The sequence below is a fragment of the Streptomyces sp. 11x1 genome (assembly GCF_032598905.1).
In the GTDB taxonomy this organism is placed as follows: Bacteria; Actinomycetota; Actinomycetes; order Streptomycetales; family Streptomycetaceae; genus Streptomyces.
Map to the genome: position 1 here is coordinate 9,486,640 of NZ_CP122458.1, position 21,221 is coordinate 9,507,860.

Genomic DNA, 21,221 nt, shown 5'->3' on the forward strand with positions numbered 1-21,221 from the left:
GTGGACCTCCTTCCCGAGCGCGTGGACCTCGTCACCGCCCTCGCCCGCGCCCGTTCGCCCGAGCCGCCTGGCCCGGACACGTCCCCCGGTCCCGTCGTCCGCGCCTGGCCGGGACCGCCGCACGCCCTGCCGCAGGCCGCCCCCGGGCAGCTGGACCTGGACCGGCTGCTCCGCCTCTCCCTGGCCGCATCGGACGGCTCCGGGCGGCTGCGGCCCGCCCCCTCCGCCGGCGGGCTGCACCCGGTGGACGCCGAACTCGTCGTGGGCACCGGCTGCCCGCTGCCACCCGGGCGCTACGGCTACGACCCGCTGCGCCACCGGGTGCACCGCGTCGGTTCCGAAGGTTCCGAAGTCGGCGGCACGCTGCCCGGGGCGACCGTCGAACTGTCCGTCACCCCACGGCGCACGGTGTCCCACTACGGCCACCGCGCCTGGCCGCTGATGCTGCTGGACACCGGACACGTCGCCGCTGCGCTGTGGCTCGCGGCCCGTGCGCTGGACATGGCGGAGCCCGCACTCCGCTTGGACGGGCTGAACGAGAACCCAATGGCCGCACTGCACTTCCTCCTGCCTCAGAGAGCAGGCCGGGTTTCTCGGCCCGAGGGGGCGAGCCCGCCCATGGACGTGCCCGCCCCCGGCGAGCTGCTGGCCCGCCGCAGCGCAGCGCCACCGCTCACCGGCACCCCGTCGCGGGACGTTCTGCGTGCGGTGCTCGCCACCGCCGTCCAGGCGAGCGCCGGTGAGTTCGCCTGGTGCGCGGCCGTCGGCGAACCGCAGCCCGAACTGGTCGAGCCGGCCCCCGACGGCACCCTTCGGCGGCTCGCAGCGGGCGAGGCCCGACCGACACTCGCCGTATGGGCCGCAGGCCAGGCGTGGATCGCGGACGCGGGCGCCGTCCTCCTCGCCTACGGCTGCCCGGCAGACGCCGACGCCGCGCTGATCCGCCGAACGCACCTACGAGCCGGCTTCGCCGTCCACCTCGCCCACCTGACCGCCGTACGGCGTGGGCTGGACGCCCGCCCCGTCGGCTCCTGGCAGCAGGCAGACCTGGGCGCCGCCCTCGGCGCCCCACCGGGCCGGGACTGGATCGTCCACGGCCTGGCCCTCGGCACCACCCACCCCGACGAGGAGAAGCCCTCGTGATCGTCCACCCCGAGCTGCGCCGTGCCGCACGGCACGCACGGCGCCCCCTGCTCGCGGCCACCCTCCTGCAGGCGGCCGTCACCCTCACCCACCTCGCGCAGGCCGTACTGCTGGCAGTGACCCTCGCCGACCTGGCCCGTGGCGAAACGGACCGGCTCCCGATACTCCTCGGCGCGGCGCTCGGCGTCGTCGCCGTACGCGCCGGGCTCGGCAACTGGCAACGGCGCACCGCCACCCGAGCCGGGGCCGGAGTCAGGATCGCTCTGCGGGACGAACTCCTCACCCGCCTCGGACGGCTGGGCCCCGCGCACCTGACCACCGCCCGCGCCGGAGCCGTCCGCACCACCCTCGTCGACGGCGTGGAGGGCGTCGACGCCTACGTCTCCCGCTACCTGCCCCAGCTCCTGCTCACCCTCACCGTGCCGCCCCTGCTGCTCGCAGCCCTGGTGGTCATCGAACCGGCCGCCCTCCTCGGCCTCGTACCCGCCCTCCTGCTAGCCCTCTTCGGACCCCGCGCCTGGGACCGGCTCCTGGCCCAGCGTGGCAAGGAACACTGGGACACCTACGAGGAACTGGGCGCCGACTACCTCGAAGCACTGCAGGGCATGCCCGCCCTGCGGGCCTCAGGTGCCGTCGGGCGCACCCGGGAGAGGCTGGAGAAGCGGTCGGCGGCGCTGCACCGGGCCACCGTCGCCAAGCTGCGCGTGTCCCTCGTCGACACCGGCCTCACCGACCTGGCGATCCAGGGCGGCACCGCGGCAGCCGCGCTGCTGGCCTGCTGGTCGGCCATCACCGGATCCACCACGGCGACCGGCACCTACCTGGTGCTGCTCCTGGCCTCCGAGTGCTTCCGACCGGTCCGCGACCTGTCCCGCGAATGGCACGCCGGCTACCTGGGCGTATCGGCCGCCGACGGGCTCGCGGCGCTGCGCAACGCCGAACCCGCCGTCCCCGACACGGGAACGGCACCTGCCCACCGGTCGGACCCGCCCGAACTGCGCTTCGAGAACGTCCAGTTCACCTACGACAGCGCCGAGACACCCGCGCTCCGCGGCGTCACCTTCACCGCCGAGGCGGGACGCACGACCGCGATCGTCGGCCCGTCCGGCGCCGGCAAGTCCACGCTCCTCGCCCTGCTCCTGCGCCACCACGACCCGCAGGACGGCCGGATCACCCTCGACGGCCACGACGTGACCGCGTACGCGCTCGACTCACTGCGGCAGGGCATCGCCGTCGTCTCCCAGGAGACCTACCTCTTCCACGCCACCATCGCCGACAACCTGCGCCTGGCCCGGCCGGACGCCACGGACGACGAGCTGACACACGCCACACGAACCGCCGGCATCCACGACGAGATCACCGCCCTCCCCGACGGCTACGCCACCGTCCTAGGCGAACGGGGCGCCACCCTGTCCGGCGGCCAGCGCCAACGGCTCGCCCTCGCCCGCGCCCTCCTGGCCGACGCTCCGGTGCTCGTCCTCGACGAGGCCACCAGCGCGGTCGACGAACGCCGCGAGGCGGACATCATCCGCGACCTGCTCGACGCCGCAGGCGGCCGGACCATCCTGGTGGTCGCCCACCGGCTCGCCGCCGTCCGGCACGCCGACCGCATCGTGGTGCTGGACGGCGGACGCGTGGACGCCCTCGGCGAGCACACCACCCTCGTCGAAGCCGGGGGCGTCTACGCCAAGCTCGTCACGGCGGGCGACGCTCACCAGGAAGGGCTCGCCGCATGAGCACCACCACCGACCGCGGTAGCGCCGACACCCCCGCACGCGGCTCACTGCGCGCCCTGCTCCCCGCCCTCGCCGGGCACCGGCTCATGATGGCCCGCACGTGCGGCGCCGCACTCATCGAACAGGGCACACTCGTCACGTTGCTGACGCTGGCCGCTCACACCGTCGGAACCGCCGTCATCGAGGACCGCGCCCCCTCAGCCGGTACGGTCACCGCGCTCATCGTCCTCGTCCTCGTACGCGCCTTGATGACCTGGCGCGAGATGGACCTCAGCCACGACCTGGCCTACCGGGTGCTGGCCGAACTGCGCGTGCGGGTCTTCGACGGGCTCGCCCGCAGCGCGCCCGCCCGCGTCGCCGGCCGGCGCAGCGGGGACCTTGCCGCCACCGCCATGGCCGACGTGGAGGCACTGGAGTTCTTCTACGCCCACACCACGGCCCAACTTCTCGCCTCCGGGGCGGTGTTCACCGGCGGCGCCGTTGTTCTGGCCACGCTGGAGGCATGGCTGCTGGCGGCGGTGCTGCCGGTCGCCGCGCTGCTCGCCGTGGCGCCCTTCGCCGACATGCCCGGACGCGCGGCGCGCGGAGCCCGCACCCGGGCGGCCGCCGCCAAGCTGTCGGCCGACACCGTGGAGACCGTCGACGGGCTGCGTGAGCTGCTCGCCTTCGGAGGGCTGACCGAGCGGCGCCGCCGACTCGCCGAACAGGGCCGACAGGTGGGGGAGGCCCAGAGGGCCGAGGCCACTTGGGAGGCCATGGCCGCCGCGGTCCGCGACCTCCTCATCGTGCTCGCGGTCCTCGGCGTGGTGGCCACCGCGGCACAGTCCGTGACCTCCGGGCGGCTGCACGGCGCGTGGGCCCCGGCGGCGATGGCGCTGGCCCTGTCGGTGCTGGGCCCCGTCGCCGAGTCGGCCAGGGCACTGAGCCAGGCAGTGGGACTGCGCGCCGCGGCCGCCCGCGTCGGCGCGGCCGTGCGGGCCCCCGCCCTCGCCCCCCCGCCCGCCTCACCCCGCCCCCTTCCCTCCGGCCCGCTGGGCGTCCGGCTGCACCAGGTGAGCTTCGACTACGGCGGTCAACCCGTGCTCAACGGAGTCGAGCTGACAGTCCACGCAGGACAGACACTCGCCCTGGTCGGTGTCTCGGGGGCAGGCAAGTCGACCTGCGCCCACCTGCTGGCCCGCTTCTGGGACCCGTCCAAGGGCGCCGTCCACCTGATACCCGGCGACGGCGAGCCTGTCGACGTACGGGACCTGAGCGATGCCGAACTCCGACGAGCCGTCGCCGTGGTGGGCCAGGACACCCCCCTCTTCCACGGAACCCTCGCCGACAACCTGCGGCTCGCCGTACCAGAGGCGGACGACGGCCTCCTCGCCGCAACCGCCCGGCTGTGCGGCGTCGACCGCATCGCCACCATGGACACCCTCGTCGGCGAGCGCGGCTCCACCCTCTCCGGCGGCCAGCGCGCCCGGATCGCCCTCGCCCGCGCGCTGCTCGCGCAGCCCCGAGTCCTCGTCCTCGACGAGACCACCGCCCACCTCGACAACGCAGGCGACGCCCAACTCGCCACCGCGCTCGGCAAGGAGAGCCGCACCACGATCGTCATCGCCCACCGCCCCGCCACCATCCGCCGCGCCGACCGCATCGCCGTCCTCGAAGCCGGCCGCATCACGGAGGAAGGCACCTGGGACGAACTCACCACCCGCCCCGACAGCGCACTGGGCCGTGTCCTAGCCGTCACCCCCTCCTGAACCCGGACCAGTGCATGGCGCGACGGGGTGGTGCCGGTCCTCGACCCGTTGGCCGTACTGACCGCCCGGGGGCGGTCGTCCCCGGCCCACCTGTGAATCCCGCTCACCGCTCCCGCAGGGGGAAGCGGGCGGGCAACGGCATTGAAGGCGGGCCAGTCCGGTTCTGGCCCGGGCATACCCCGGAACAGCTGGTCAGACGTGGGGCAGCGATGGGGCATATCGGGGCAAGGTCATATTTCGGCTCACAGTTCAAGTGTGCCCCCTCAAGGGCGCCTGACGGGCATCTGCCCAAGTCAGGCGCCCATTTCTCTGCGCCTGGAAGAAGCCGAGTTTCTTCGGCGAGTACGACACCAGCAGGTTCTTGGTCTGCTGGTGGTACACGCTCACCGTCGCCTCTGACGCGTAAATAGGTCCAGGTCAGGGTGGGTGTGGGCAGGGCTGGGTGCCCGGTGGTCGTCGCGGCCGCCGGGTGCGCCGTTCCGGGAGGACCAGGGCGAATCAGGAATTCTGACGCACGTGCTTCGCAGCAGCACTCCACGGTTCCCGTGGGCGGTCCCCAGCACCATGCTGACCTGCGAGCTCACCGGCATCACAGAGGCTTCGGTTTCGGCCGGAACGAACCAGCTCAGCGTCCCGTACCCCCATCAGCCCACGTCAGGGCAGACAGAAGCACCCCCGGCGCGCGCCACGGCATTTACCACGCCCCCGGCGCGCACCGAAGGTGCGCTGGATCGCGGCCCTGTGACAAACGGTGGAATCGTCTGCTGCTGAGCCGACTTGGTCCGCACCTGGTCCGGGTCTTGGTCCGTGATCTGTGGTGTTGGCGTGCGAGTCCTGCGGTACGACATGGCACAGGTAGTCAGAACCGTCTTCTGGCGTCCACGTGGTACGAAACGGTGCGGTTGCGTGGGCGGAATCTTTGAGATCCGGGAGCGTTCTACGGGGTTGGTGACACCGGCGTGACATCTGAGGTGCTTCTGCCGCCGTGCACCGACGGGGAGTCTGCGTGGACGGGGACCTGATGCGACGGGCATCGCGGGGCTGCTCCGGCGATGCCCGTCGTGCAGTTGGACAAGGCGCCCCGGCAGGACCAGTCTGTGCAGCTCGTGCCGATCGATGCCGTTTCCTGGCTCGCATTCCCTGATGTGCTCTTGGGGCCCGCTCACCAGCGGGCGCCCTGCTCGGCTGACGGACTGGGCGTCGGAGGTGTCGCGGCCAGGTGCACACGCGTCTTGGTGCTGATGGCACGAGGTTCCGTCGTTACGGCAGTTGCGTAGCTGTCGGACGGCATCGATCACCTTGCCGGGTCGGTAGACGGTTTCCAAGAGGGCGTATCGCTTGAGTTCTGGGATGGCTCGCCCGTCGGGAGCTTCGGAGATGAAGTCGCGCAGGATGCGTCGCAGCGGACCCGTATCGGGTTCGAATACGAGGTTCAGCATCTGCTGTTGGGTGTCCCTGGGGTCGCGGCGGCGGACTTCCGTAGGAAGGGTCCACCTTCCACACGGCGTCTTTCATCTTCTCCAGCCCCAGCTCGTGCTGGGCTGGTCACTCCTCGCGGCGGGCGATCACCCGGAAGGCGTTGGAGAAGCGGCTGCGGCGGATCAGCGGGGCGAGGAGCCGGTCCAGGGCGTACATCGGGAAGCAGAACGGTATGCCCGCCCAGAAGACCGTCTTCGTGACCGCGGCGCCGAGACGGCCCGGGGGCTCGGGCAGCCAGGGCTCGTCGCGGAACGGCAGCAGCCGCAGCACGCACAGCCCTACGAGCGCGGTGAAGTCCACGGGGATATGGGACTCCTCGCGGTCCGTCGCCACCACCGTGAAGCCCAGCTCGGTGAGGGCCCGGCGCAGGTTCCCCATGGTCACGAAGTGCTGGTGCTGAGGCTGGAACCACGGCAGCCAGTACCGGCCGAAGAGGCGGCCGAAGGGCGACTCCGGGTTGGGTACCTCGATGATCAGGTGGCCGCCGGGGCGGAGCACGGTGTGAACCGCGGCCAGTTGGGCCTGCGGGTCCGTGGTGTGCTCCAGGCAGTGGAACATGCTCACCGCGTCGTACTGGCCGGCGAGTTCGTCCGCGAGGTCGGGCAGAAAGCCCTGGTAGGCCCGCTCGATGCGCCCCGACCGCTGCGCCCCGAGCACATGGGCGCCGATGTCGAGCCCGTCGAAGGAGGTGCCGGGCAGTGCTTCCTTGGCCGCCAGGCAGAAGTCACCGCCCGCCGTGCCGACGTCCAGCCAGCGCTTCGGCCGGGCGTGCCGCCGCATGGCCGCGGCCCGGTCGTGGTTGCGTTTCCTCGCGGCGTCGCTGTCCAGGGCGCCGCCGATCTTCTCGGCGTACAGGCCGTCGTAGAAGTCCCGGTAGTAGAAGTCCAGTCCGGCCGCGCTGAGCTGCGGGTTCTGGAAGGTGTGTCCGCAGTCGCGGCACTGGTCCAGGGTGAAGGTGCCGGGCTTTCGCTGCAGGTGGTCCTTGGTGCGCAGGCGGCGACGCAGCTGCCGCGCGCCGCACCAGGGGCAGTCGGTGCGGCGTGGCTCGAAGAACCGGGCGATGCCGTCGGCCAGCTCTGCCTGGTACGCAGGGCGCAGGCGGGCGACGCGTTCGGCGTCGGAAGCCGGGGGCGGTGGGGCGGGTGTGTCGGGGGTGTCAGGGGGCCGGTTCGTGGTGGCCATGTCCGTGGTCTCCTCTCGTTCCACTCTTCGGCACAGCGGTCGCCGTGCCGGTCGGTCGCTCACCGCTCCCGTGACTCCTGCGGCTCCCGTGGCTTCTGTGCCGCGAACTTCTCCAGGTACGCCGCAGCAGCAGCCGCCCCGCCCGCCGCACGGAAGGAGTCCCCGACGCGCCGGGCCGCCGCGCGGTAGGCGGGCCCGTCGAGTACGGCGTCGAGGGCGGCACCGATCCGCCGGCGGTCGGCGTGCCCGAAGCGCACCCGCACTCCGGCGCCGGCGCCGGTGACCTGGCCGGCGATCAGTGGCTGGTCGTCCCGGATGGGCGCGACCACCAGCGGTACGCCGTGCCACAGGCACTCGGCGACGGTGTTCTGCCCGGCGTGGCTGACCATCGCGGACGCCCGGCGCAGGAGCGGCAGTTGGGGGATTCGGGGCAGCACCAGGAGGTCGGCGTCGGACTTTTGGTCGAGGACACCCCCGGGGTCGGCGACCACCGCCTGCAGCCGCCGCCCGCGCTCCCGCGCGGCGGCCGCGCACTCGGCGAGGAAACGCGCCCCCAGGCCGGTGTTGGCGGTGCCGAGTGAGACCAGGACGGTGGCCCGGTGCTCGTCGAGCCACTCCCAGGGGAAGTCGGCGGCCGGGCGCCGGGTGAAGGCCGGACCGACGTACCGCAGCTGCGGCAGCTGAGGGCCCGGGCCCGCGAGTTCGGGGGTGGTGAAGGAGAGCACCAGGTCGGGGGAGAAGCGCGGATCGTGGGTGCGCCCCGGGTCGCCGAGGCGGGCGCGCAGATCCGCGACGAGCCCGGCGGTCCACCGAGCCACCTTCGGCATGCCGTCCAGGGCGTCGCTGAACTCCGCCGGGGTGGTCGACGCGGTGGCGTACGGCACCCCGAGGCGCTCGGCGACGAGGGCACCGGCGAGGGTCTGCTGGTCGGCGACGACGACATCGGGCCGGAACCCCTCGACCGCGCGGCGCACACCGGGCGCCATCGCCCCGGCGAGCGGCACGAGGAACTCCTCCCACAGGAAGCGCAAGGCTGCGGCACCGCGCAGGGCGGCAGGACGTTCCGGGAGCGTGGGCACGTCGCACGGGTACACCTCGGCGTCGGGCCCGGCCAGTTCCCCGACGAACCCGGGCAGTCCGGCCCAGGCGGCCCGGTGCCCGCATCCGGTCAGCTCGGCGGCCACGCTGACCGCCGGGTTGACGTGCCCGACCAGGGGCGGCACGACGAACAGAAAGCGGCTCACGGCGCGACCAGCTCCCGGTGGCCGTCCCGTAGCCAGTCGAGCAGCAGCGGGACGACCGTCTCGGGGGTGCCGACGAGCACGGAGTGCCCGTGCCCGGGCACCGTCACGGTGCGGCAGCGGGGCAGCAGCGATTCCAGCCAGGGCGCCGTGTCGGCCAGGTCGGAGGCAGCGCCGTATACCGCGCAGACCGGCACGTGCAGGCTCTGCCAGGACTCCTCGGCGGGGACGGGGCAGGACGCGATGTCCTCGGCGATGGAGGTGCCGTGCAGCAGCCGGGTGGCCCAGCGCACCAGGCGGGCCTCGTGGCGGCCGTAGGTCTCCTCGATCCACGGCAGGGTGCGCTCGTCGTGGAGCTGGTGGGCGGAGCCGGCCAGGATGCCGCTCATCTTCTTGGCCCAGGCGGCGGTCGGCGGCTCGGACTCGAGCATCAGGATGCCGGCGACCCGCTCCGGGCGGCGCAGCGCGTAGGCGAGGGCGACGGTGCCGCCGAAGGAGTTGCCGATCAGGTGGACGGGTTCTTTCAGGGCGAGGGCGTCGAGCAGCGCGTCCAGGTCGCTGCTGAAGTCCTCGACACCGTAGCCGCGCGGCGGTCGGGAGCTGCGGCCGTGGCCGCGCTGGTCGTACATCAGGACGTCGTGTCCGGCTGCGGCGAGCGCGGGCGCGATGGTGAAGTAGTAGCTGGTCAGGTTGTCGGTGGCGATGCCGTGCACGAGGACGACCGTCTGGGGCGGGCCCGGTGCCGGGGTGGGTGCGCCGCTCAGCCGCTCCACGTTCAGCCGGATCCCGCCCGCCTCGATCGTGGTCACCGCAGGCACCCCGCGATGTACTGGACGAGTTGTCCGACGGTCAGTCCGATGATGTCGGAGAGTTCGAGCGAGGCGAACCAGGCGGGGAAGTCGACCCGGTCGCCGTAGCGCCCGCCCAGCTCGGCGGTGAGCGTGACCAGGTCGATGGACTCCAGGTCGAGGTCCTCCACGAAGCGGGTGTCGGAGGTGATCGGGGTGTCGTCCAGTTCGAGGTCGTCGAGGACCGTGTGCAGCGCGTCGGTGATATCGGAGAGGACGGCGGCGTACGCTGGGCCGGTGGTGGCGGGGCTGGTCATGATGGGCTCTCCTCGGTCCAAGCGACGGTGTAGGTACGGGTGGGCAGCCCCGGCGGGTTGGTCACATCGGTGAGCCGGATGCGCCGCAGCCGGCCGGAGGGCGCCCGGACCGTGAGGGCACGGGCGCCGTCTTCGACCTCGACCGCCGTGAAGTCCCGCGGTCGTCCGCCCAGTCCGGTGCCCTCGGCCTTGGCCGCGGCTTCCTTGGCGGCCCAGAACCGGGTCAGCGGGCCGGGGCCGCCGCCGAGCCCGGTGAAGAGCGCCCGCTCGTCCGGGGCGAGGATGGCGTCGTAGGCCGTTTCGGGGCGCTCGACGATCTCCTCGATGTCGATGCCGGTGCCGGTGCCGGTGCCAGGGCTGTCGGCGGCGGGGTGGACGAGTGCGACGGCGGCCTCCCGGCAGTGCGCCAGCGACAGTTCCAGAGGCGGGAGTTCTCTGCCGTGTGCGCCCTCGGGGCGCGGTCTGCCGCCAGGGTCGTTGGCGACCCGTATCTCGGCAGGGAAGACGGGGCCGGCGCCGTGCGCCCACAGGTGGCGGCGTACGGCGTCCTTGGCGGCGATACGGCCGAGCAGCCACTGGCGCCGGCCGCGCGGGGGGTGTCCGGCGTACTGCTCGCGCTCAGGGCCCGCGAGCTGGCTGCGCATGTATATCTCGCGGGATGCGGGGTCGGGCCAGCGTTCGAAGACCAGCTGCCAACCGCCCTCCTGGGTGACCGACAGAGTGTTGTGCTCGGGCCATCGTTTGACCGGATCGACCTCGGGCGGCGAGTCGAAGCGCCGGTCCCGCCAGCCGCGGATCTCGGCCCAGACCTCGCCGTCGCGGGCGAGTTGCGCGTCAGCCACCAGGGCGGTGTCCGTCACGGTGGTGACCCTGATGTGGCAGTCGAGTGCGGTGCCCTGTTCCGGTGGCGGGCCGTGGAAACGGATCTCCTCGACGCCCGTCGGGAAGACGACGGTGCGGTCGGGGTGCGTGGCCATCAGCCAGTAGCCCAGCAGCTGACCGACGTTGTCGAGGAGCGCGCCGGGCGCGGACGGGGTGGTCAGGACACCGCGGACGTGCCGTTCGCCGAGCGCGCCGATCTCGGTGACGCCGCGGAACCGCGGCCCGTGGAACATCCAGCGGTCGTCGTACATCTGCCGCGCGGACACGGCCGGACGGCTCTCCGGGGCGTCCGTCCGCCACGGCCGTGGGCGGGGCGCGGTGTCGTGCCCGTGGGCGGTCTCGACCGTGGCGCGGGCGTGGCGCCCGAACTCCACGGCGTACCGCCCCTGTCCCTCGGGCCGGACCGTGACCGTGGCCTCGGTGGGCGGGGCGGCGACGGTCCACTGCAGGAACCGGGCGTCGTGCACGGCCACGGCCCTCCCTGGGCCGGGCACGGCGTCGATCATGTGCTGCACCAGGGTGGTGGCGGGCACCACGGGCCAGCGGTCGGCGATCTCGGGCCAGTGCGCGGGCTGCCGGAAGAAACAGTGGTCGGCGAGGTACGGCATGGTGTCGAGTGCGATGCGCAGGGTGATGGCGCGGGGGGTGGCGGCAGGCGGCACCGCCCCGGTCGCCGAGGGCTCGGGGGGCGGCGCCGCGGGCGCGGTGCGGCGCGGGGCCGCTGCCGCGGCGAACAGCTCCGCCAGTTCCGCCGCCGTGTCCGCCGTCTCGCCGAGCAGCGAGCGCAGTTCGGCCGCCACGGGGCTCCGCGCGGCCACGGCCGCGAGCCGGTCCATCCCGGGTGCGGGTGCCGCGCGCAGGGTGCTGCGGAGCCGGTCCCGGGTGGCGGCGTCGAGCGAGACGAGCCCGGAGCCGAGGGTGAGGGGGACGGTGACGGGGGCGGGGACGGCTCGCGGGCTCTCCGCGGCCGTACGGACGGTCTCCGCCGTACGGGCAGGCGCCGCCGTCGACCGAGGCGTGGCCCCCGCCCGCAGCGCCGCGAAGTCCGGCTCGGCACCGTGCGACCAGAGTCCGGCCGCCACCCGGTACAGCTGCGAAAGCCCTCTGTACCGGGGTGTGTCGGCGCTGAGCGTCAGGCACGCGCGGCTGGTGAGGGTGTCGTCCACGAGAGCCGGCAGCTGGCCCTGGCCCAGCTGTACGAAGGCCCGGAACCCGGCGTCGTACAGGGCCGTGGTGAGCTGCCGGAAGCGGACCGGTTCGAGCAGGTGGCGCAGGAAGAGCGCGCGCGCCGCGGCCTCGTCGGCCGGGAAGGGCGCGGCGGTCGTGGCGGACCAGACGGGCACCCGGGGCGGGTGCAGCGTGAAGCCGCGCGCGGCCTTCTCGATGGAGGTGAGGTACGGGGCGAGCATCGGCGTGTGGAAGCCGGACTCGAAGGGCAGCAGCCGACCGAGCACTCCCGCGCCGCGCAGCCGCCCGATGAGCGCCTCGACCTGGTCGTGAGGCCCGCAGACGACGGTCTGGTGGGGTGCGTTGTCGTGCGAGACGACGACGTCCGGGTACGCCGCGAGCTCGGCATCCACCTGGTCCGCACCGGTGCCGAACGCGGCGAAGGCGAGCCCGGGGACGCGCAGCGTGGCCGGGTCGAAGTCCCGCAGGAAGGCGTCGACCTCGGCGTCCGCGTACATCCCGCCGACCGCCATCGCCGTCCATTCCCCCACACTGTGCCCGGCCAGCGCGTCCGGCCGGACGCCGATCCGGGCGAGCGCTCCGGCGAGCAGCCGGCCGAGGCCGACGACGGCCGCGCCGTGCCGGGCGACGTCGCCCACGTGGGCGTCCGGCCAGTGCGGCGCCGGCAGGTCGAAGTGGCGGGCGACGTCCTCGGCCCGCGGCTCGAACTCGGCCTCCAGCCCTGGGCAGAGGAAGGCGATCTTCCCGCCGCCCATGCCGAGTACCGGCCGGGGCGCGCACCAGACGTCGCTCCGGCCGCCCCATGTCCGGGCGCGGGCGACTGCCTTGCGGGCCAGGGCGAGGCGGCGGTCGGTGGGGTCCAGGACGGCGACGCGGGCGCCCCCGGCTCCCCTCGCTCCGCCCTCGGCGGCGGCCGCGCGCAGCTCGGTGTCGTCGGCGTCGAGCAGTTCGGCGAGGTCCTGCGGGGTCGCGGCGGCGAGCCGCAACAGCCGGGGCGGCTCGGCCACTTCGGCACGGTCCGCGGAGGCAGCAGGCCCAGCGCCCGGGCGGCCGGGTGCCGGGGCCGCAGGCGCGACGGCCGGAGCCGATGCCGGTGCGGGAGACGACGCCGGGGCAGGCGCCCATGCGGGGGCAGGTACGGGCTCCGGTACCGACTCCAGGACGACGTGGGCGTTGATCCCGCCGAAGCCGAAGGCGCTGACGGCGGCACGTCGGACGTCCCCGTGCCAGGTCCGGGCCTGCTGGGCCGGAGCGAAGCGGGTGACGCGGAGCGCCGGGTGCGGGTCGTCGCAGTGCAGGGTCGGCAGGAGCATGCCGTGGTGCACCGCCAGGGCCGCCTTGACGAGGCCCGCCACACCCGCCGCCGGCATCGTGTGGCCGATCATCGACTTCACGGAGCCGATCACGGCGTCGGGCCCGGCGTCCGGGTCCGGCGGCCCGAACACCTCGGCCAGCGCGGCCAGTTCGGCCCGGTCGCCGCCGGGGGTTCCGGTGCCGTGCGCCTCCAGGAGGCCGAGCGACCCCGGTGCCGCCGGGTCGAGCCCCGCCTCCGCCCAGGCGAGCCGGACGGCGCGGGCCTGGCCGCCGGGGTCCGGGTTGACCAGGGAGCCGGCCCGGCCGTCGCCGGCCACGCCGACGCCGCGGACCACGGCGTAGATCCGGTCGCCGTCGCGCCGCGCGTCCGCGAGCCGTTTCAGTACGACCACGCCGGTGCCCTCGCCCATCAGCACGCCGTCCGCGTCCCGGTGGAACGGGCGGATCCGCTGGGACGGCGACAGCGCCCGCAGCCGGCTGAAGACGGACCAGAGCGTGATGTCGTGGCAGTGGTGTACGCCCCCCGCGAGCATCACGTCGCAGCTGCCCGCGGCGAGCGCGCCGACGGCCTGGTCGAGTGCGACGAGCGAGGAGGCGCAGGCCGCGTCCACGGTGTAGGCGGGGCCACGCAGATCGAGCCGGTTGGCGACCCGGGACGCCGCGAAGTTGGGCACGAGGCCGATCACCGACTCGGGGCTCTGCTCCCCGCCGAGCGCTGCCGTGAACGCCATCCGTACCGCGTCTAGCCGCTCGCCGTCCAGCTCCGGCAGTAACTCGTGCAGGGTGCGCACCAGTTGGGCGGACGTACGCACCTGCTGGTCGAGTCGGGCGAGCCCGTCGCTCAGATAACCGCCGCGGCCGAGCACGACACCGACCCGGGAGCGGTCTTCGGGCAGTGCGGCCTCCCCCGCGTCGGCGAGCGCGGCCGCGGCGGTGCGCAGTGCGATCAGCTGGTCGGGTTCGGTGCCGGGGACGGAGTCCGGCATGAGTCCGAAGACGGTCGGGTCGAAGGCGGCGAGCGCGTCGAGCCCGTCGACGAAGCCGCCGCGGCGGCAGTAGACGCCATCGAGGCCGCGCCGTCCGTCCGGGTCGTAGTAGGTGTCCGCGTCCCAGCGGGCCTTGGGCACCTCGGATATGGCGTCAGCGCCGGTGACGAGGTTGTGCCAGAACGCGGCCAGGTCACAGGCGCCGGGCAGGGTCACCGCCATGCCGACGATGGCGACGGGCTGCCGCTGCTGCGGGGCGGTCGGTCGCATCGTGGGGCTCACCGGCCCGACGCCGTCAGGACGACCTCGTCGGTCTCCGGCTCGCCCCAGGCCAGCTCCCGCAGCAGCGCGAGCACGCCCTCCTCCGGGTCGATCAGCTCGATGCCGCGGCGCGCGTACTCCCGGCCCAGCTCAGGGCCGACCATGCCGCCGTGCGCCCCGGCCGGCGCCCACGGGCCCCAGTGCACGGTGACGGTACGGCTGCCGGTGCCGGCGCGCCAGAGGCGGCCGAGGCGGGCGAGTGCGTCGTTGGCTGCGGCGTAGTCGGCCTGGCCGCGGTTGCCGTACACCGCCGAGACGGAGCCGAACATGACGGTGAAGGCGGGCAGTTGGGGAAGTCGCCGGAGAGCCGAGAGCAGTGCGCGGGCGCCGTCCACCTTGGTGCCGTAGACCCGTTCGAAGGAGACGGGGTCCTTCTCGGCGAGCAGCCGGTCCTCGATCACTCCGGCGGCGTGTACGACCCCGTCGATCCGGCCGTACGTCGCGTACGTCTCCTTGACCGCCTGCTGCACGGCCTCCGCGTCCCGCAGGTCGAGTGCCCGGTACCTGGCCCGGCCGCCCGCGTCGTGTACCTCGGCCAGGGTCGCGGCGATCTCGCGGCGGGCCAGGACCCGGCCCGCTTCGCGCTCGATCTCGGCGGTGCTCAGACCGCCCCGGGCGGCGAGCGCCGCACGCAGCGCGGGCAGGTCGGTGGCGTGCGCCAGCTCGTGGTGCCCGCCCGTGCCGTCGTCGAGCGGCGTACGCCCGAGCAGTTCGACCCGGCAGCGTGCGGCGGCGGCAAGGGCGAGGGTGAACCGGGCTGTGATGCCGCGCGCGCCGCCCGCGAGGACGACGACCGACTCCGGGCCGAGCCCGAGTGCCGCGACTGCGGCGGCGCCGGAGGAGACGGGCGGGCCCAGAGGGCTCTCGTACGGTACGGGGGCGCGGCGGACGCCGCAGGTGCGCAGCACGACGGGCTCCTGGTCGGGCGCCAGCAGTTCCCCGACGAGTGCCTCGGCCTGCTCGGTGGCGGGCTCGTCGGGGTCGAGCTCCACGGCGCGGACCACGGTGCCGGGGTATTCGCGGGCCACGGTGCGCACGAAGCCGTCGAGGCCGCTGGTGTCGTCGGGGAGGCGGGGGCAGAGCAGCCGGAGCGGGCCGCGCAGCAGCAGTTCCTGGAGCACGGTGAGCTTGGCGGGCAGCAGTTGTTGTTCCGTACCCGTGAGAGCGCCCAGGTGCAGCACTCCGTCGACCGGGCCGGTGTGCCCGGCGAGCTGTGCCGTGTCCGGGCCGCCACGGGCGGCGAGCGCGCCGAGTGCGGTGAGCCGGGTGACGAGTGCCCGTGCGAGTGGCGTGTCGTCCGCGACGATCAGGAACCGCTTCCCGCGCAGCTGTGCCGCGCCTTCGGCGCCGGGCACGGGCGCCGGGTCGAGCGGGGCGGGCCGCAGCAGATAGCGGTGGGGAGCCTGGCCGGTGAGCGGGGCGGGGGACTCCTCGGCGACGGGGGCCGAGGTGGCGAGGGCGGGTGCCGGGTCCGGGTCGGCGAGCGCCTTCGCGCGGGCCCGCAGCCAGTCGGCGATCCCGGCGGCGGTGCGCTCCCGGGTCAGCTCCTCCAGGTCCGCGTCCGGCAACGACCGCAGATCCGCACCCGAGCCCAGCAGCCGCCGTCCCAGCTCCCCGGCGATCTCCGTCCGCTTGATCGAATCCACACTCAGATCCGCCTCCAGATCCGACTCCGCCCCCACCATCTCCACCGGATATCCCGTACGTTCCGCGATCACCGCCAGCACCTCGGCCAGCACATCCACCCCCACCGGAGCGGGAGCGGGGGCCGGAGCCGCAGCGAGAGCGGCCGGAGCCGGGGCCGGAAGGGGTTCGGGGGTCGGCAAAGCCGCCTGCGGCGCGGGCGGAGCCCCGAGGTAGCCGAGGAGCACGTCCCGTTGTGCGGCCAGCATCTCCCGGCTGTTGCGCAGGAACTCCCGGAGCAGTTCTTCCCGTTCGCCCGTCGTCGTCGCATCACTGGTCCGCTCTCCGGCCCGCGGGATGCCCGAGATGCGCCGGGCCGGGCGCAGCGCTCCCGGCACCGGCCGGCCGTCCGCCGTGCGTACAAGGTGACCGTCGACCGTCCAGCCGGGCCGCTCCGGCACGGCGGCCGGGTCGGCGAGTGCCGTGTCGCGTCCGCTGAAGAGCCGTGCGGGCGCCACCGGGACACCGGCCGCGGCGAGCCGGGCCAGGGCTTCCAGGTGGCCGCGCAGGCCCGAGTCGGGGCGGGGTTCGAACGGGACGGCGACGTGCGGCCGGTCGCCGAGGATCTGGCCGACCAGACCGGTGAGCACGGTGCCGGGCCCGCACTCGACGAAGATCCGCGCCCCGGCGTCGTACATCGCCTCGATCTGCTCGGCGAAACGGACGGGGGCGGCGATCTGCTCGGCGAGGTCGGTCCGTATCCGGGCGGGGTCCCCGGCATAGCGGGTGCCGGTGAGATTGGCCCAGACCGGGAACTCCGGGCCGCGCACGGTGTACGCCGTCAGGATCTCGGCGAAACGGGACACGGCCCCGGCGACCAGCGGGCTGTGGAAGGCGCAGGCGACGGGCAGCGGGCGGACGGCGAACCCGGCGTCGGTGAGCGCGTCGACGGCTTCGGCGACGGCGTCCCTCGGGCCCGAGAGCACGCTCTGCGCGGGCGCGTTGTGGTTGGCGACGACGACCCGCTCGGCCAGGCCTGCCCCGGCGAGCACCCGGGTCACCTGCTCGGAGGAGGCCGCGGCGGCGGCCATGGTGCCGGGATCGGGCCCCTGTGCGCCGGTCGCGGCGAGGATCGCCTCGGCCCGCTCCCGGCTGAGGTCACCGAGCGTGTCGGGGTCGAGGGCGCCCGCGGCGCAGAGCGCGACGAGTTCGCCGTAGGAGTGCCCTGCGGCCATGTCGGGGCGGACACCGACCGCGGTGAGGGTGTCGTACGCGGCGAGGCCGACCGCCCCGAGCGCGGGCTGGGCGTGGCGGGTGTCGGTGAGCCGGGCGACCTGTGCGGCGCGTTCGGCGGCGTCGAAGGCGGCGGGCGGGAAGAGGGCGGCGGCCGGGGCGTGGTACAGGTGGCGGCCGAGTTCGGGGAAGGCGGTGAACAGCTCGGCGAACATGCCGGGGCGCTGGCTGCCCTGGCCGGGGAAGAGGAACGCCACCTTGCCACCGTCGTTGCTTTCGCCGTCGCCGTCGGCCGCCCCGGCGGGGGCGCCTGTGGCCGGGAACACTCCGCTTCTCCCGGGCGTGCCGTCGAGGAGGTCCCGTATCAGGTGCGGGAGTTCGGTGACGGACTCGGCGACCACGGCACCGAGGAGCGGGCCCGGGCCGGTCTCCGCGCGCTGTGCGGCGGTACGCGCCAGGTCCCGCAGCCGCCAGTGGCCGCTCGCCGCGAGGCCGGCGAGTTCCTCGGCCGCCGCGCGGGTGCGGAAGACGAACAGCTCGGCGGGCCAGACGTCGTGGCTCTGGCGCGGCGGCGCTCCGGCGTCGGCGTGGGCCCGCAGCACCACGTGGAAGTTGGTGCCGCCGAATCCGAAGGCGCTCACCCCGGCGACGCGGCGGGCGGCGGGCTCGGCCCAGGGCCGGGCCTCGCTGTGGAAGACGAATGGGCTGTCGGGGCCGGTCCAGACGGGGTTGGGCACGTCGATATGCAGGGTGGGCGGGCGCACGCCGGTATGCAGGGCGAGCGCGGTCTTGATCAGTCCGGCGAGACCGGCGGCGCACTTGGTGTGCCCGATCTGGGACTTGACGGAGCCCACGACGCAGTTGCCGGGCGCGGCCCCGGCCTCCTCGAACAGCCGGGTGAGCGTGCTGAGTTCGGTGCGGTCGCCGACGACGGTCCCGGTGCCGTGGGCCTCGATCAGGCCGACCTCGGCGGGCGAGACGCGGGCCTGCGCGTAGGCGCGTTCCAGGGCGGCGCGCTGGCCCTCGGGGCGGGGCGCGGTCAGGCCGAGGGAGCGGCCGTCGCTGGCGCTGCCGACGCCCTCGATGACGGCGTAGATCCGGTCGCCGTCCCGCTCGGCGTCGGCGCGGCGCTTGAGTACGAGACAGGCGACGCCCTCGCCGAGTGCGATGCCGTCGGCGGCCGCGTCGAACGTACGGCAGCGGCCGGTGGGCGACAGCGCGTGCGCGGAGGAGAAGAGCAGGTAGTCGTTGATGCCGTTGTGCAGGTCGGCGCCGCCGCACAGGGCCACGTCGGCGGCACCGAAGGCCAGTTCCTTGCAGGCGGCGTCGACGGCGGCCAGGGAGGAGGCGCAGGCGGCGTCGACGGTGTAGTTGGCGCCGCCGAGGTCGAGCCGGTTGGCGATCCGGCCGGCGATGACGTTGGCGAGCATGCCGGGGAAGGAGTCCTCGGTGAGCTTCGGGAGCTGCTCCTCCAGGTCCTCGGGAAGACGGCCGATGTACGAGGGCAGGACGCCGCGCAGCGTCGCGGCGCCGGAGATGTCGCTGCCCGCCTCGGCACCGAAGACGACGCAGGTCCGCTCGCGCGGGAAGGCCCGGCGGTCGAGCCCGGCGTCGGCGAGCGCCCGCCTGGCCGCCTCCAGGGCGAGGAGCTGGACGGGTTCGATGGCGGCCAGGGAGGCGGGCGGGATTCCGTAGGCCAGCGGGTCGAAGGGGATCGGAGGCAGAAAACCGCCCCACTTGGACGCGGACACGTCGTCCGCCTCGGCGTCCGCGCCGAAGTGCAGCGCGGGATCCCAGCGGGTGTCCGGGACCTCGGTGATCGCGTCGGCGCCGGCGAGCACCTGGGCCCAGTAGGCGGGCAGGTCGGCGGCGCCGGGGAACATGCTGGCCATGCCGACGACGGCGATGTCGAGCGGTTCGGGAGCGGGGGCCGGGTTCCGCTCGGGTACCGTACCGCCCGCGTGGCGGACGTCAGCGGCGAGTTCGGCGGTGCGGCGCCCGTAGAAGTCGGCGGCCCCGTCGGTGACCGCGTGGTGCAGGGCGTCGACGGTGGTGACGGCGGAGCGGAGCACGGCGACCTCGCCGGCCATGAACATGCCCGCTTCGCGCTGGCGCTCCTCGTCGACGTCGAGCAGCTCGTGGCCGACCCGCTCGACGCCCTTGCTGGCGATGCGCAGGCGGCCGACGTTGAGCCGCTCCAGCTCCTGCCAGACCTGCCGCTCGGGTATCCCCTGAGTCCGCAGCTCGTCCTTGACCTCCTGGTACGTGTCGCTGAACGCGCTGGGCAGGCAGCGGGTGGTGTGGCCGGGCGCGGTGTGCAGGAGCGTGGTCGACGTGGCGTCCAAGACCGCGCGCTGGAACAGCGGCCGGATGGCGCCGCACTCGACGGCCTCCTCGGTGAAGAGGTAGCCGGTGCCCATCAGAACGCCGACGACGGCACCGCGGGTGGTGAGCGGGGCGGCGAGCGCGGAGACCATGGCGGCAGAGCGCTCGTCGTGGATGCCGCCCGCGAACAGCACCTGTACGTCCTGTGGGTCGGCGGCGTCACCGCCATCGGTGTGCCCGTCGTCGGCCGCCGCGTCGAGGAAGTCCTCCAGGACGGCCAGTTGCGCCTCCCAGAGAGGGAAGCTGTTGCGCGGCCCGATGTGCCCGCCGCACTCGGCGCCCTCGAAGACGAAGCGCCGGACGCCGGCCGCCAGGAACTGGCCGAGCAGCCCGGGTGACGGCACGTGCAGAAAGGTACGGATGCCCTCGGCCTCCAGAGCGGCCGCCTGGGAGGGACGGCCGCCCGCGATGACGGCGTGGCTGGGGCGCAGCTCACGGATGGCCTCCAGTTGGGCGGTGCGTATCTCTTCCGGAACGAAGCCGAGGATGCCGACACCCCAGGAGCGGCCGCCGAGCGCGGACCTGGTCTGCTCTAGCAGGGTGCGGGTCTGCTCGGGCCCGGCCAGGGCGAGCGCGACGACCGGCAGTCCGCCGCCGTCCGCGACGGCCGCCGCGAACCGCGCCTGGTCGCTGACCCGGGTCATCGGGCCCTGGACGACCGGCAGCGCGGTGCCGAGCGCCCGGCACATCGGCGAGCCGCCGCGCAGCACGGCGCCGTCGTCCGCCACGGCGGCGTCGATGCCCTCCGTGACGGCGGCGAGGGCGCGGTCCACGGTGCCGTACCGCTCGGCGAACCGGGCGGCGAGAAAGGCATCCTGGCCCAGCGGCAGGGGCCGGTCGCGCAGGACGGCCGGGAGGCCGGGGCGGCTCCGGTCGAGCACCCGGCAGCCGTCGACGACGACGGTCTCGGTGCCGTCGGCGGCGCGCAGCAGACCGGCGGCCGCAGGGGCCGTACCGGCCTCGTCGAGCAGTGCGAGCTGGATGTCCAGTACGACTCCGCGGGCGCCCGCGAGCACGGCGGCGGCCGCGGTGTGCGGCCCGATGCCGCCGCAGGCCCACACCGGCAGGTCGGCCGGTACGGCGCCGAGGACACGCTGGAGCAGCACGAAGGTGGAGTGTTCGCCGCAGGGGCCGCCGGACTCCTCGCCGCGCACGACGAGCCCGGTGACACCGTCGGCCACGGCCCGGACGGCCTCGCCGGGGCCGCGGACCTCGGCGAGCACGGCGGGGTCCGCGGCGGCGGCGCGGGCGGCGGCCCGGACCTCGGCGACGGTCCAGGGCGCGTCGGGGGCGAGGAGCACGGTGCACGGTCCGGCGGCCGGGTCCGCGGTGCGCCGCGTTTCGGCGGGCGCCGGGGCCCACAGCTCTTCGGGGCGCAGCGCACAGTCGGCGGGGACCCGCACGCCGTGGCGGCCGGGGGCCCACTGCCGCAAGAGGGTCAGGGCCTCGCGGGCGGCGCGGGCGCCCGGGCCGAGGTCGAGGACACCGGACCCACCGGCCCGGCAGACGGCGGCGGCGAGGCGGGGGTCCGGTGCACCCAACGGGCTGACGCCGATAACGGTGTGCGTCATGGGGGGAGGCTCCTCTGTGCGATCGAGGGGGGTGTGCGATCGGGACGAGCGGATTCGGCGCACGCCGCGCGCTCTGGAGCTGAT

General features: G+C 74.5%; 9 protein-coding genes. 3 read left to right on the forward strand and 6 right to left on the reverse strand.

Translation table 11 applies throughout. The features are described 5' to 3' along the window. Genes P8T65_RS41720 through P8T65_RS41730 form a run of 3 tightly spaced genes read left to right on the forward strand, consistent with a single transcriptional unit; the run spans position 1 to position 4,627 of the window. On the forward strand, positions 1–1,143 hold the full coding sequence (locus P8T65_RS41720) for a SagB/ThcOx family dehydrogenase (protein ID WP_316730648.1): 1,143 nt from the start codon (positions 1–3) through the stop codon (positions 1,141–1,143). Continuing rightward, complete coding sequence (locus tag P8T65_RS41725) at positions 1,140–2,879, forward strand: ATP-binding cassette domain-containing protein (RefSeq protein ID WP_316730649.1); 1,740 nt, start codon at positions 1,140–1,142, stop codon at positions 2,877–2,879. The genes P8T65_RS41720 and P8T65_RS41725 overlap by 4 nt, the downstream gene beginning before the upstream one ends. Then, the gene (locus P8T65_RS41730) at positions 2,876–4,627 is read left to right on the forward strand and encodes an ABC transporter ATP-binding protein (protein WP_316730651.1); all 1,752 of its coding nucleotides are present in this window, start codon (positions 2,876–2,878) and stop codon (positions 4,625–4,627) included. Before P8T65_RS41725 ends, P8T65_RS41730 begins: the two co-directional genes overlap by 4 nt. A gap of 1,545 nt (positions 4,628–6,172) precedes the next feature. On the opposite strand, the gene P8T65_RS41735 is transcribed toward P8T65_RS41730, so the two are convergent. The 6 genes from P8T65_RS41735 to P8T65_RS41760 are packed head-to-tail and all read right to left on the reverse strand — an operon-like array spanning position 6,173 to position 21,137. Beyond that, positions 6,173–7,288 (reverse strand): class I SAM-dependent methyltransferase, encoded by a 1,116-nt coding sequence (locus P8T65_RS41735; RefSeq protein WP_316730652.1) that lies wholly within the window; start codon positions 7,286–7,288, stop codon positions 6,173–6,175. 59 nt (positions 7,289–7,347) lie between these two features. Continuing rightward, on the reverse strand, positions 7,348–8,532 hold the full coding sequence (locus P8T65_RS41740) for a glycosyltransferase (protein WP_316730653.1): 1,185 nt from the start codon (positions 8,530–8,532) through the stop codon (positions 7,348–7,350). Then, positions 8,529–9,338, reverse strand: coding sequence for an alpha/beta fold hydrolase (locus tag P8T65_RS41745; RefSeq protein ID WP_316730654.1), 810 nt, complete (start codon positions 9,336–9,338; stop codon positions 8,529–8,531). The genes P8T65_RS41740 and P8T65_RS41745 overlap by 4 nt, the downstream gene beginning before the upstream one ends. Next, positions 9,335–9,634 carry a phosphopantetheine-binding protein gene (locus tag P8T65_RS41750; protein WP_316730655.1) on the reverse strand — a complete coding sequence of 100 codons (300 nt, stop codon included), beginning with the start codon at positions 9,632–9,634 and terminating at the stop codon, positions 9,335–9,337. Before P8T65_RS41750 ends, P8T65_RS41745 begins: the two co-directional genes overlap by 4 nt. Next, on the reverse strand, positions 9,631–14,274 hold the full coding sequence (locus tag P8T65_RS41755) for a polyketide synthase (RefSeq protein ID WP_316730656.1): 4,644 nt from the start codon (positions 14,272–14,274) through the stop codon (positions 9,631–9,633). Before P8T65_RS41755 ends, P8T65_RS41750 begins: the two co-directional genes overlap by 4 nt. Positions 14,275–14,282: 8 nt before the next feature. Continuing rightward, complete coding sequence (locus P8T65_RS41760) at positions 14,283–21,137, reverse strand: SDR family NAD(P)-dependent oxidoreductase (RefSeq protein ID WP_316730658.1); 6,855 nt, start codon at positions 21,135–21,137, stop codon at positions 14,283–14,285. Between the last annotated feature and the right edge of the window lie 84 nt (positions 21,138–21,221).

Excerpts from the sequence above, each read along its gene's own strand:
- P8T65_RS41730 (WP_316730651.1), top strand. The coding sequence starts at position 2,876 with ATGAGCACCACCACCGACCGCGGTAGCGCCGACACCCCCGCACGCGGC.
- P8T65_RS41735 (WP_316730652.1), bottom strand. The coding sequence starts at position 7,288 with ATGGCCACCACGAACCGGCCCCCTGACACCCCCGACACACCCGCCCCA.
- P8T65_RS41750 (WP_316730655.1), bottom strand. The coding sequence starts at position 9,634 with ATGACCAGCCCCGCCACCACCGGCCCAGCGTACGCCGCCGTCCTCTCC.
- P8T65_RS41755 (WP_316730656.1), bottom strand. The coding sequence starts at position 14,274 with ATGCGACCGACCGCCCCGCAGCAGCGGCAGCCCGTCGCCATCGTCGGC.
- P8T65_RS41760 (WP_316730658.1), bottom strand. The coding sequence starts at position 21,137 with ATGACGCACACCGTTATCGGCGTCAGCCCGTTGGGTGCACCGGACCCC.